We start from the raw sequence: 12181 nt of genomic DNA on the forward strand, positions 1-12181 counted from the left end.
CTCTATCACATAGGTCCGATCACCTGGCTTCGCCGTCAGGGCATGGCCGGCCCACGGCCCCGTCCCGGCACACCGGATCCTCACCGTTCATGCGCGGCCTTCGCACGGCGTCGGCCTACTGACCCTCCGGCGTGCCGAGGCCGGTCAGCGCGCCCACCGGGTCCAGGTCGGGTGTGCCCCGGGGCCACCAGTCGTCCTGGCCCGGATCCGACTCGTACACGTACCACAGCCCGTCGCGGCCCAGCCGGAGCTGGACGTGGCCGCGCGGGTGGGTGAGGCGGTTGCGCCAGGGGCGGAAGGCGGGCAGGTCGGCGGCGAGCAGCAACGGGCGGGCCCGGTCGAAGCGCCCGGCCGGCGGGTCCCACGGCTCCTCCAGGACGGCCAGCCCGGCGGCCCCGCCCTGGCGCCAGGCGGCGACGGCTCGCGCGAGATCGGCCGGGGTGCGGCCGACGGCTGCGGCGAGCGTAGCGTAGAGGGCGCGGGTGGTCGCGGTGAGGCCGGAGCCGGGGCGGGCGGCCGCGAGGCGCACCGCGTCCTGCCACAGGGTGAGCCCGCCGAGCGGGTCGCGTCCGGTGCCGAGCAGTGCGTGTGCCCGGGCGGCGGCATCGATCGCGAGCTGGTCCAGCGCGAAGGGGTCCGGACCGCCGGGTGCGGCCGGATACACTGGCGGCTGCCCGTGATGCGGAGGGACCGGCAACGGCGGGGGTAGGGGCGGCAGTTGACGGGGAGCGAGGGCCTCGGTGGCGCGTACGCCGGGCAGGGTGCCGAGCCGCCGGTCCTGGGCGGCGCGGGCCTCGCGGGCGGCGCTGCGCCGGGAGAGCGCGTCGATCAGGTCCTTCTCGCCCCGGCCACGCAGCAGGAGCAGCACGAACGGGTCGGCGTCGAGCAGCCGGGCCGTCTGGTAGCACAGCGCGGCCGCGTGCTTGCAGGGGTGGCCGGAGTCGGGGCAGCTGCAGCGCGGGGCGAGGTCGCCGGGGCCGGGCAGCAGGGGGATGCCGCAGTCGGCGAGGGACTGGGGCAGCTCCCTGTCGAGCAGTGCGGCGATGTGCCCCGGCCGGTCGGCGGCCGCGTCCAGGAAGCGCTCCCAGTCGGCATCGTCCAGCGTGCGGACCCGCACCTGCACGCGGTACGGCCGCGGCCGGCTCCCGCGCACGTACGCCAGCACGAGCCCCGGCGTGACGGTGATCGCGTCGACATGTCCCTGGTCGGCGTAACCACGCCCCCGCGCCAGCCGCTTGGGATCCAGCGCACCCTGCTCCAACGCATCCGTCCAGGCGTTGCCCCACCACGTCCCGGCGAACGACGCCCCCTCGCCGGTGGCCGCACGCGGCGCGAACTCCGGGAAGGTACGCCGCAGTTCGGAATCACGGTGCGGGGTGGCCATGGTGAGGGGCAGGCGCGGGGGCGAGGGGGCCGGCTGATCGGGGCCGGTGGAGGCGACAGAGACCGGAGGCAGCTCGTCCCGGTGATCGTCAACGGTGGGTACGACGGAAACCGCAGGCGACTGGCCCGGCTGAGCGTCAGCGGCGGAGCCGGCGAAGGCCGACGGCCACTGGTCCCGGTGATCGTCAACGCTGGGGGCGACGGCAGCCGAAGACGACTGGTCCGCGTGGACCTGGCCGGTGGGGACGGCACAGGCAGCAGGCGACCCGCCCGGCTGAGCGTCAGCGGCGGAGACGGCGTTCGCCGAAGGCGACTGGTCCCGGTGATCGTCGACGGTGGGGGCGACGGAAACCGCAGGCGACTGGTCCGGGGGCGTGCGGTCGCCGGAGTGGGCGCCGGTGTTCGTGGGCCGGAACTCCTCCGGGGTGTCGGACCAGGCCGGCATCCGGAAGGCGTTGGCCAGGTAGTGCCGCATGTCGTGGACGGCCTTGGCGCGGGCGGCGCGGGAGTCCGGCCCGGGGGCGGGCGCGGTGGGCGGCGTCGTGGCGGGGCCGCCGGTCGCACGGGGTCCGCGCCGGGTGCGGGGATCCGCCGCCCGCGTGCCGCGCACGGTGGCCTGCTCCGCCTCGTCCTCGGCCCGCAGTGCCTCCCGCCGGGCCGCTCGCAACGCTTCCCGGGCGACGTCGGCCGGGCGCCCGCCGGGCGGGGCGAGGGGCCGGGACCGGGTCACAGGGCTCTCGGCCCCGGCCGGGGCGTCGGCATCGGCCGGGGCGGTCGTGTCCGTCGTCTCAGTCGTCCCCGGTACGCCGCCGGGTGCCGGGGACTCCGTCCTGTCCGGTGCCGCCCCGGGCTCGGCCCGCGTCTGTTCCCGTGCCGCCCTCAGCGCCCGCCGGGCCGCGTCGCCCGGTGCCGTCTCCTCCTTGCCCGGTGCCGGTTCACGCTCGGCTCCAGCCCGTTCCCGCGCCGCCCTCAGAGCCCGGCGGGCCGCGTCGGCCGGGCGGGGCGTGGTGGTGGGTGCGGGGTCCTCCGGGGGGAGGCTCATGGGGTCCTCCGGAGGGAGACGAGGTCGGACAGCTCACGGTCGGTCAGTTCGGTCAGGGCCGCCTCGCCGGAGCCGAGGACGGCGTCGGCGAGGGCGCGCTTGGCGGCGAGCATCTCGGCGATGCGGTCCTCCACCGTGCCCTCGGTGACCAGGCGGTGGACCTGGACGGGCTGGGTCTGGCCGATGCGGTAGGCGCGGTCGGTGGCCTGCTCCTCGACGGCCGGGTTCCACCAGCGGTCGAAGTGGATGACATGGCCCGCGCGCGTGAGGTTCAGGCCGGTGCCCGCCGCCTTCAGGGACAGCACCAGGACCGGGGTCTCGCCGTTCTGGAAGCGGTCGACCATCCGCTCCCGCTCCGGCACCGGGGTGCCGCCGTGCAGAAGGTCCACCGGGACCGCGCGGGCGGACAGATGCGCGGTGACGAGGCGGGCCATGCCGACGTACTGGGTGAACACGAGCGCCGAGCCGTCCTCGGCGAGCAGGGTGTCCAACAGCTCGTCCAGCAGGGCGAGTTTGCCGGAACGGGCCGCCAGGCGGTCGGGGCGCGCGTCCTCCTTCAGGTACAGCGCGGGGTGGTCGCAGATCTGCTTCAGGGCGCCGAGGAGCTTCAGGACCAGGCCCCGGCGGGCGATGCCCTCGGCGGTCTCGATGGCGAGCATCGACTCGCGCACCACCGCCTCGTACAGCGCGGCCTGTTCGCGGGTGAGGGGCACCGGGTGGTCCGTCTCGGTCTTCGGGGGCAGCTCGGGGACGATGCCCGGGTCGGACTTCTTGCGGCGCAGCAGGAAGGGGCGGACCAGCCGGGCGAGGCGGTCGACCGCCGCCCCGTTGTCATCGGCCACGCCGTTCTCGACCGCGCGCGCGTGCCGGGCGCGGAAGGACTTCAGGGGGCCGAGGAGGCCGGGGGTGGTCCAGTCGAGCAGGGCCCACAGTTCGGAGAGGTTGTTCTCCACCGGGGTGCCGGTGAGCGCCACGCGCGCGGGGGCGGGGATGGTGCGCAGCGCCTTGGCCGTGGCCGAGTAGGGGTTCTTCACGTGCTGGGCCTCGTCGGCGACGATCATGCCCCAGGGGCGGCCGGCGAGTTGTGCGGCCGCCGAGCGCATCGTGCCGTACGTGGTGAGGACGAAGCCGCCCGGCGGGCCGTCCAGGGTGCGGTCCTGGCCGTGGAAGCGGCGCACCGGCACGCCGGGTGCGAACCGGGTGATCTCCCGCTGCCAGTTGCCGAGCAGGGAGGCCGGGCAGACGACGAGGGTCGGCTCGGGGCGCGCCCGTTTCAGGTGCAGGGCGATGAGGGTGACGGTCTTGCCGAGGCCCATGTCGTCGGCGAGGCAGCCGCCGAGGCCGAGGGAGGTCATGAGGTCGAGCCAGGCGAGACCGCGCAGCTGGTAGTCGCGCAGGGTGGCGGCGAGGCCCGCGGGCGGGTCCGCGGGGCGCAGGCCGGCCGTGAGGCGGTCGCGCAGGGCGGCCAGGGCGCCGACGGGAACGGCCTCGACGCTCTCGCCGTCGACATCGACGGTGCCGGTGAGCGCCGCCGACAGGGCGTCGACCGGGTCGAGCAGGCCCAGTTCGCGTGTGCGGGCCTTGCGGACCAGCGCCGGATCGACGAGGACCCAGCGGTCCCGGAGCCGTACGACCGGGCGGTGGGCCTCGGCGAGGGCGTCCATCTCGGACTCGCTGAGCGGGTCGCCGCCGAGCGCCAGCTGCCAGCGGAACTGGAGCAGGTCCTCGCTCTCGAAGAAGCCGGTGCCGTCGGTGGCCGAGCCGGGGGCCGGGCGGACCACGGCGGCGGCCGTCAGGTCGCGGGCGAGGTCCCGCGGCCAGTGCACGGCGACCCCGGCGGCGGCCAGCCGGGAGGCCGCGACGCCGAGCAGCTCGCCCAGCTCCTCCTCGGACAGGGCGAGCACGTCGGGCACGTCCTGCTCGGCGAGCCGCTCCAGGGGCGGCCACACGCGGGCCGCGCGCCGGACGGCGAGGGCGGCGTCCACGCGCGCGCGGGGGCCGAACGCCGCGTCGGCCTCCCCCGCCCACAGGGCCGCGGCGTCGGCCACCAGGGTGGGGTCGGCGAGGCTGTGCACCTGCACGATCGCCGCTCCGGCGGCACGCGCGCCGCCGCTCGCGCCGTTGTCGAAGACGTCGTACGCCGACAGGTCAAGGCGCAGTGAGATCCGTACGCCCGCGTCCATGCCGGCGGCGACCTCGGCCGCCCACGCGTGCGCCTGGGGCAGGGCCACGGGTTCGAGGGCGGCGAAGGGGCGGCCGGCGGTGTGCGGGGCGGCCGGGGTGCGCGGCAGCGTGTCGGCGATCGCGTCGAGGAACGAGCGGACCAGGGCCTCCGGCTCGGGCAGCCGGAGCGGGCCGGGGTCCGGGAGCGGCACGGCGTGGCCCTCCGGCGGCAGGGCCGCGGCCACCGCGCGCAGGTGGGCGATGTCGTCGGGCTCGAGCGGGCCCGCCCGCCAGGCGTCGTGCCCGCTCGGGGTGAGGCCCGGCAGCAGCCGGCCGCGGGCGACGAGCCGGAGCGCGTGCAGGGCGGCGGCGCCCCAGCAGGCCGTCGCCGGGTGGGCGGCCGGATCCCGGCGGGCCCGGACCAGCAGCGGCAGGGCCTCGGCGAGCGGCAGGGTCAGCGCGGGGACCTGCCGGCGGCGGACGCCCGCGCCGTGGCGTCGTACGACGGTCAGCTCCTCGGTGCCGCCGGGGCCGGGCGGCAGGCCGCCGTCGGGGTCCCAGAAGGCGATGCGGCCCTCGCGCGGCAGGGGCGCGGGCAGATACACCGACGCGAGGCGCACCGGGACCCGGTCCCCGGGCGGCCCGGGGCCGTCCGTGCGCCCGGCCGCCTCGGCCGTGCCTGTGCTCATACGTCCTGCCACCTCCCGCCCGTGTGCCGGATCGGACGTCTTCGACTCTACGGGCGGGGTCTGACAACCGGCCCCGGACACCGGCCGGGGCCCGGCGTCACGGCACGGTGCGCGAGACGACGTACACCATCGGACTGCTCGGGTCGGACATGTTCACGACCACGTCCTGGGTGGGCGCCGGGTTCTTCTGCGGGTGTGTGAGTCCCCACCAGGGGCCGGTGCCGGTGAAGTGCCAGCCGCTGACCTTCTGGTCGCGGGCGCCGATGGTGACGTCGCCCTTCTTCAGCTCCTCCTGGCGTGCGCCCATGGACTCCAGGAAGGCGTCCAGGCCCGCGGCGTTGGTGCGGAACTGCACGTAGAGGCGGCTGGTCTTCCAGTTGTTCGTCTCGTAGGAGGCGACGGAGTCGGCGGGGTGCGGAGGGGCCACCTGGTAGAGGCGGCGCTGCACCTTCGACGGCCAGACCGGGGTGAGGCCGGTCGCCGCGTACTTCGCCTCCTTGTCCTTGCCGCTGTTGCGGCTCTGGTTGGCGGAGATCACCAGGTAGCCGGCCGGGACGCCGATCAGCAGGCCGATGATCAGCAGGGTGAGCGCGCGGCGCTTCGCCTTGTGCCGCGGGTTCTCCGCCGGGCGGCGCGGCTCGTCCGGCGGGGCGGCCTGGCGGGGCAGCGCCGCGGTCATGCGGTGTCCCGGTCGCGTCGGGCCTGGGCGTAACGCTCGTAGCGCTCGTAGCGCTCCACCCGGCGGCGCTTGGCGCGGCGGAACCGGCGGGCCACCAGCCGGGCCAGATCGGCGGCGCCGACCATGCCGGCCTCGGGGCCGAGCTGGGCGCGGGTGATACGGGCCTCGGGGCGGTAGCCGCGGCCGGTGAGGTGGCGCTTGAAGGCGTCCCGGGCCGGGCCGATGAGCAGGTCGTCCGCGGCCGAGACGCCGCCGCCGATGACGAAGCAGGACGGGTCGAGGGCGGCGGCGAGGTTGGCGATGCCGACGCCGAGCCACTGGCCGATGTCCTGGAGCAGCTCGACGCACATGGCGTCGCCCTCGCGGGCCAGCTCGGTGATCACCGGACCGGTGATGTCGCCGATGTTCCCCTTGACGTGCTCGATGATCCCGTAGGCCACCGGGGAGTCGGCGGCGGCCAGTTCCCTGGCCTCGCGGACCAGGGCGTTGCCGGAGCTGTACTGCTCCCAGCAGCCGCGGTTGCCGCACGGGCAGCGGTGGCCGCCGGGGACGACCTGCATGTGGCCGAACTCACCGGCGACGCCGAACTTGCCGCGCTTGACCTGGCCGTCCTCCAGGATGGCGCCGCCGATGCCGGTGCCGAGCGTGATCATGACCAGGTGGTCCTCGCCGCGGCCGGCGCCGAAGCGCCACTCCGCCCAGGCGGCGGTGTTGGCGTCGTTGTCGACGAGGACCGGCACCGAGAGCCGGCCGCTGAGGCGGTCGCGCAGCGGTTCGTTGCGCCAGGACAGGTGGGGGGCGAACAGGACGCGGTTGCGGTCGGCGTCGACCCAGCCGGCGGCGCCGATGCCGACCGCGTGCACGTCGTGCCGGTCGGAGAGGTCCAGGACCAGCTCGACGATGGTGTCCTCGACGACCTTGGGGCTCTTGGACTTGTCCGGGGTCTCCGTGCGGAGCTTCTCCAGGATGTTGCCGTCGGCGTCCACGACGCCCGCCATGACCTTGGTGCCGCCGATGTCGATACCGACCGTGGGCACACGGGGTGCGGTCAGGTGGGAGCGGCGTTCCCTGGTGCCGACCGTCCGGAGCACGGGGGCCCGGCGGGAGCCGATGGGGGCGGTGAGGTCGCGGTAGGTGCTCATCGTTCGTCGATTCTGCCTCACCGCAGGTGTGGGTGCCGTACGGGGCGCAGGAGGCGGGTGCGCGAGCGTCGCCGGCCGCGGATGCGTCGTGGCTCGTCGCGCCCCGCGGCACAACCGCACATCGGCCCGGCTCCGCGCCCCTTCAGGTCCGCTGCAGTTCGTGGCGCAGGGCCTCCAGGTCGGAGCCGCCGGCCATCTGCCGGGTCAATTCGTCCAGGGTTATCTCGTCCCGTGTGTGATTGCCCACCATCGTGCCGCGCCTCAGCAGAACGAAACGATCACCCACCAGATAGGCGTGGTGCGGGTTGTGGGTGATCAAGACGACGCCCAGGCCCTCGTCCCGTGCTGCCGCCACATATTTCAGGACCACACCGGACTGCTTCACTCCCAGTGCCGCCGTCGGCTCGTCCAGGACCAGGACCTTCGCGCCGAAGTGGACCGCGCGCGCGATGGCCACGCACTGGCGTTCGCCGCCGGAGAGGGTGCCGATGGGCTGGTCGACGTCCCTGAGGTCGATGCCCATGCGCAGCAGGGCCTCGCGGGTGGTGCGGCGCATGAGGTCGATGTCCAGGCGCTTGAAGGGGCCGGTGCCCTTGCGTGGCTCGGAGCCCAGGAAGAAGTTGCGCCAGACCGGCATCAGCGGGACGACGGCGAGGTCCTGGTAGACCGTGGCGATGCCCCGGTCCAGGGCCTCGCGCGGGGAGGCGAGCCGGGTCTCCTCGCCCTCGATGCGCAGGGTGCCGCCGTCGTGGCGGTGCAGGCCGGCGATCATCTTGATCAGGGTCGACTTGCCGGCGCCGTTGTCGCCGAGGACGCAGGTGATCTCGCCGGCGTGGACCTGGAGCGAGACGCCCTCGAGGGCGCGGACGTTGCCGTACTGCTTGGCCACGCCGGCCAGCTCGACCAGCGCCGTGCGCTCGGTGGTCTCGGTGGTCTCGGTCATGTCGTCGCCTCCGCGCGCTTGCGGACCCAGTGGTTGAGCAGGGTCGCGAGGAGCAGCATCGCTCCGAGGAAGAACTTGAACCAGTCCGGGTTCCACTCGGCGAAGACGATGCCCTTGCTGGTCATGCCGAACAGCAGGGCACCCACCGCCGAGCCGATGGCGCTGCCGTAGCCGCCGGTGATCAGGCAGCCGCCGATGACGGCCGCGATGATGTAGATCAGCTCGTTGCCGACGCCCTCCCCGGACTGGACGGCGTCGAAGGAGAACAGCAGGTGCTGGCCCGAGACCCAGGCGCCGAACGCCACGCCCATGTAGAGGCCGATCTTGGTCTTCGCGACCGGGACGCCGACCGCGCGGGCCGCGTCCTGGTTGCCGCCGACGGCGAAGATCCAGTTGCCGGCGCGGGTGCGCAGCAGGATCCATGAGGCGAGGGCGACCAGGCCCAGCCACCACAGGATCGTGATCTTGAAGTCGACGCCGCCGACGGTGAGGGCCGAGGCGAAGACGGCGTGGGCGGAGGGGAAGCCCTCCATGTCCCCGATGGTCTTCGTCGACACCGTGCCGTCGATCAGCTTGGTGAAGCCGAGGTTCAGGCCGGTCAGCATCAGGAAGGTGCCCAGCGTGACGATGAAGCTGGGCAGCCTGGTGCGCGTCAGCATGAAGCCGTTGAAGGCGCCGACGGCAAGGGTGACCAGGAGGGAGACACCCACGCCGACCCAGGTGTTCGCCGTCATCTGGTAGCTGAACATCGAGGAGATCAGCGCCGAGGACGTCACGAGGACACCGGCCGACAGGTCGAACTCGCCGCCGATCATCAGCAGCGCCACCGGTACGGCCATGATGCCGATGGCCGAGGAGGCGTACAGGACGGTGCTGAGGCTGGAGGCGTTGAGGAAACCGCCGGCGGCGACGGCGAAGAAGACGAAGACGGCGAGCGCGCCGACGACCGAGCCCAGCTCCGGGCGGGAGAGCAGCTTCTTCAGCGGAGAGGTCTGCAGAATCCTTTCGTCAGCCGTCTTCGGGGGTTCGCCGGCCGTCTTGTGCACGGTCGCGCTCATCGGGTGCCCCGCTCGGTGTACCCGGCCAGCGCGGCGGCCTGGTCCTTGGTGACGATCTGCGGGCCGGTCAGCACGGGCTTGCCGCCGCCGAGGACGTCGCCGTTGTACTTGTAGGCCCACAGCAGGTCGACCGCCTCGTAGCCCTGGAGGTAGGGCTGCTGGTCCACGGCGAAGCCGAGGGTGCCGTTCTTCAGCTCGGCGGCGACCTGGGCGTTGAGGTCGAAGGTGTCGATCTCGGCCTTGCTGCCCGCGTCACCCTTCGCCTTCACGGCCGTGTCGGCGTAGGGGGCGCCGAGGGTGACGACGGAGTCGATGGACCTGTCGGCCTGGAGCTTGGCCTCGATCGCGGACTGCACGTCGGGCATGTCGGTGCCGTTGACGTAGAGCTTCTGCAGCGTGCCGTGGAAGGTCCTGGCGACGCCGTCACAGCGCTGCTCGTGGCCCACGTTGCCCTGCTCGTGCAGCACGCACAGGGCCTTCTTCTTCCCGCGCTTGTCCAGCTCGTCGCCGACGGCCTCGCCGGCGATGGTCTCGTCCTGACCGATGTGGGCGAGGGCCCCGAAGGCCTTGGACTCCTCGGAGCCGGAGTTCACCGTGATCACCGGGATGCCGGCCTTCTCGGCGCGGGCCACGGCGGCCTTCATGGCGTCCGGCTTGGCGAGGGTGACGATGATGCCGTCCACCTTCTTGTCCACGGCGGCGTCGACCAGCTGCGCCTGCTGCTGGGCCTGGGCGTCGTGCGAGTACAGGAAGTTGATGTTGTCCTTGACGGCGGCCTGCCTGGCGCCGTTCTGCACGATGTCCCAGAAGGTGTCGCCGTCCCCCGAGTGGGTGATCATCGCGAAGGTCCAGCGGGGGGTGTTCACCGCCGCCCTGCCCTGGGCCGCGGCGGCGTCGCGGGCGTCCTCGGCCCGTTTGCCGCCGGTGCTGCTGCACGCCCCCAGGGACAGCGAAAGTGCCCCTGCCAGCGCGATGACTGCCCAGGTCCGAAACCGTGCCACGAGGCCGTGCCCTTCTTGCCGTGTTCGTACGTACGGAAGGGGCCGTTGATCAGTTTTCAGCGGCCCCAAATACTCCAGTATCGAACACCATGAACACTCGTGACATGACAGGGGGTGCCGCGACCGTCCTATTGTCCGGACATTGCGATGAATCCGGCGGTGCGGGTCACGGCCGTACGAGCAGCTGGAACTCGAACGAGTAACGGCTCGGGCGGTAGGTGTGGTCGCCGAACTCGACCGCGCGGCCGGTGTCGTCGAACGTGGTGCGCTGCATCGTGAGCAGCGGGGCGCCCTCGGTCTCGGCGAGCCGCTCGGCCTCGGCGGCCGTGGCGCCGCGGGCACCGATGGACTGCCGCGCGCTGTGCAGGGTGATCCCGGCGGCGCGCATCAGGCGGTACAGGCCGGTGGCCTCCAGCTGGGCGGTGTCCAGGTCGAGCAGGCCGGTCGGGAGGTGGTTGACCAGGTACGCCATCGGCTCGCCGTGCGCGAGGCGCAGCCGCTCGATGCGGTGCACCTCGCCGCCCTCGGCGACGCCGAGCGCGGCGGCGACCGCGGCCGAGGCCGGCAGGACGGTGTTGACCAGGACCTTGGTCGCGGGCCGCTGACCGGCCGCCTCCAGGTCGTCGTAGAGGCTGCTCAGCTCCAGCGGGCGCTTGACCTGGCTGTGCACGACCTGCGTGCCGACACCTCTGCGGCGCACGAGGAGTCCCTTGTCGACCAGGGACTGGATGGCCTGGCGCACAGTCGGCCGGGACAGGCCGAGCCGCGCGGCCAGCTCGATCTCGTTGCCCAGCAGGCTGCCCGGGGTGAGGCTGCCGTGCTCGATCGCGGCCTCCAGCTGCTGGGAGAGCTGGAAGTACAAGGGCACCGGCGAACTACGGTCCACGCGGAGGTCGAGCGCGATGGTGGGGTCCACATCTGGTTTCGGCACGGGCTCGAGCGTAGCCGCGTGACGGGTTGACGGGAAGTTGTGTAGTCCGATTGTCCGGACATTTGCATTGACAGCGTCCGGGGTCGGCCCTCACTTTGTTTCCATGCGCATCGGGGTCATCGGTACGGGCCGCATCGGCACCCTTCACGCCAGGACGCTCAGCCGCCACCGCGAGGTCGGTTCGCTGATCCTCACGGACGCGGATCCGGTGCGGGCGCAGGAACTGGCGCACCGGCTGGGCGAGACCGCGGCGCCGGGGGTGGACGAGATCTTCACCTGGGGCGTGGACGCGGTGGTGATCACCACCGCGACAGCGGCGCACGCCGAACTGATCGGCCGGGCGGCCCGCTCCGGCCTGCCGGTCTTCTGCGAGAAACCGATCGCGCTCGACCTGCCCGGCACCCTGCAGGCCCTCACCGAGGTGGAGTCGGCCGGAACGACCCTGCAGATGGGGTTCCAGCGGCGCTTCGACGCGGGGTACGCCGGCGCCCGGGAGGCGGTGCGTTCGGGACGGCTCGGGCGGCTGCACACCGTACGCGCGATGACCTGCGACCAGTCCCCTCCCCCGGCGGACCGGCTGCCGCTGTCCGGCGGGCTGTTCCGGGACACGCTGATCCACGACTTCGACGTGCTGCGCTGGGTGACGGGGCGTGAGGTGACGGACGTGTACGCCACCGGCTCGGACGCCGGGCCCGCGATGTTCCGTGAGTCCGGTGACGTCGGCACCGGCGCGGCCCTGCTCACCCTGGCCGGCGGCACACTGGCCACGGCGACCGCGACCCGCCTGAACGGCGCCGGTTACGACGTCCGCATGGAGCTGGCCGGGGAGCGGGACACGGCGGTGGTCGGCCTGGACGACCGTACGCCGCTCGCGTCGACCGAGCCGACCGGGCCGCCGCCCGCGGACAAGCCGTGGACGGGCTTTCTGGAGCGGTTCGGGCCCGCCTACGAGGCCGAGCTGAACGCCTTCGTCGAGGTGGTGCGCGGCGAGCGGCCCAACCCGTGCGACGGCCGCGAGGCCCTGCAGGCGCTGCGGATCGCCGAGGCCTGCGAGACCTCCCGGCGGGAACGGCGCCCGGTGTCCCTCACGGAGATCCCGGACCGGGTGCAGCCGTCGTACGGCTGAGGCCGGGGCCAGGGCCGGGGCCGG

The 12181-nt window shown here is 73.7% G+C and carries 9 protein-coding genes; 1 reads left to right on the plus strand and 8 read right to left on the minus strand.

Translation table 11 applies throughout. The features are described from left to right. Window positions 1-115 precede the first annotated feature (115 nt). The 8 genes from A6P39_RS10620 to A6P39_RS10655 all read right to left on the minus strand — a co-directional run bounded on the left by A6P39_RS10620 (window position 116) and on the right by A6P39_RS10655 (window position 11004). Window positions 116-2425 (minus strand): SWIM zinc finger family protein, encoded by a 2310-nt coding sequence (locus tag A6P39_RS10620; RefSeq protein ID WP_234379240.1) that lies wholly within the window; start codon window positions 2423-2425, stop codon window positions 116-118. Next, window positions 2422-5277, minus strand: coding sequence for a DEAD/DEAH box helicase (locus tag A6P39_RS10625; protein WP_067055277.1), 2856 nt, complete (start codon window positions 5275-5277; stop codon window positions 2422-2424). Before A6P39_RS10625 ends, A6P39_RS10620 begins: the two co-directional genes overlap by 4 nt. A 97-nt stretch (window positions 5278-5374) precedes the next feature. After that, window positions 5375-5956, minus strand: coding sequence for a sugar kinase (locus A6P39_RS10630; protein WP_067055274.1), 582 nt, complete (start codon window positions 5954-5956; stop codon window positions 5375-5377). Further along, window positions 5953-7098, minus strand: a complete 1146-nt coding sequence (locus A6P39_RS10635) for an ROK family glucokinase (protein ID WP_067055271.1) — start codon at window positions 7096-7098, stop codon at window positions 5953-5955. The genes A6P39_RS10630 and A6P39_RS10635 overlap by 4 nt, the downstream gene beginning before the upstream one ends. Window positions 7099-7240: 142 nt before the next feature. Further along, the gene (locus tag A6P39_RS10640; RefSeq protein ID WP_067055268.1) at window positions 7241-8041 is read right to left on the minus strand and encodes an ATP-binding cassette domain-containing protein; all 801 of its coding nucleotides are present in this window, start codon (window positions 8039-8041) and stop codon (window positions 7241-7243) included. Then, a complete protein-coding gene (locus A6P39_RS10645) occupies window positions 8038-9099 on the minus strand; it encodes an ABC transporter permease (protein WP_067055264.1) in 1062 nt (353 codons plus the stop codon). The genes A6P39_RS10640 and A6P39_RS10645 overlap by 4 nt, the downstream gene beginning before the upstream one ends. Continuing rightward, window positions 9096-10100, minus strand: a complete 1005-nt coding sequence (locus tag A6P39_RS10650) for a sugar ABC transporter substrate-binding protein (RefSeq protein ID WP_067055261.1) — start codon at window positions 10098-10100, stop codon at window positions 9096-9098. The genes A6P39_RS10645 and A6P39_RS10650 overlap by 4 nt, the downstream gene beginning before the upstream one ends. Before the next feature lie 166 nt (window positions 10101-10266). After that, window positions 10267-11004: a GntR family transcriptional regulator gene (locus tag A6P39_RS10655; RefSeq protein ID WP_107304529.1), complete on the minus strand. Its 738-nt coding sequence runs from the start codon at window positions 11002-11004 to the stop codon at window positions 10267-10269. A gap of 130 nt (window positions 11005-11134) precedes the next feature. Between A6P39_RS10655 and A6P39_RS10660 the strand changes: the two genes are divergently transcribed. Continuing rightward, a complete protein-coding gene (locus A6P39_RS10660) occupies window positions 11135-12157 on the plus strand; it encodes a Gfo/Idh/MocA family protein (protein WP_067055256.1) in 1023 nt (340 codons plus the stop codon). Window positions 12158-12181: the final 24 nt, after the last annotated feature.

The organism is Streptomyces sp. FXJ1.172 (genome assembly GCF_001636945.3).
Lineage (GTDB): Bacteria > Actinomycetota > Actinomycetes > Streptomycetales > Streptomycetaceae > Streptomyces.

What these genes read in the sequence shown, in the direction of transcription:
- A6P39_RS10660 (WP_067055256.1), top strand. Translation starts at nt 11,135, where the DNA reads ATGCGCATCGGGGTCATCGGTACGGGCCGCATCGGCACCCTTCACGCC.
- A6P39_RS10640 (WP_067055268.1), bottom strand. Translation starts at nt 8,041, where the DNA reads ATGACCGAGACCACCGAGACCACCGAGCGCACGGCGCTGGTCGAGCTG.
- A6P39_RS10620 (WP_234379240.1), bottom strand. Translation starts at nt 2,425, where the DNA reads ATGAGCCTCCCCCCGGAGGACCCCGCACCCACCACCACGCCCCGCCCG.
- A6P39_RS10630 (WP_067055274.1), bottom strand. Translation starts at nt 5,956, where the DNA reads ATGACCGCGGCGCTGCCCCGCCAGGCCGCCCCGCCGGACGAGCCGCGC.
- A6P39_RS10645 (WP_067055264.1), bottom strand. Translation starts at nt 9,099, where the DNA reads ATGAGCGCGACCGTGCACAAGACGGCCGGCGAACCCCCGAAGACGGCT.
- A6P39_RS10625 (WP_067055277.1), bottom strand. Translation starts at nt 5,277, where the DNA reads ATGAGCACAGGCACGGCCGAGGCGGCCGGGCGCACGGACGGCCCCGGG.
- A6P39_RS10635 (WP_067055271.1), bottom strand. Translation starts at nt 7,098, where the DNA reads ATGAGCACCTACCGCGACCTCACCGCCCCCATCGGCTCCCGCCGGGCC.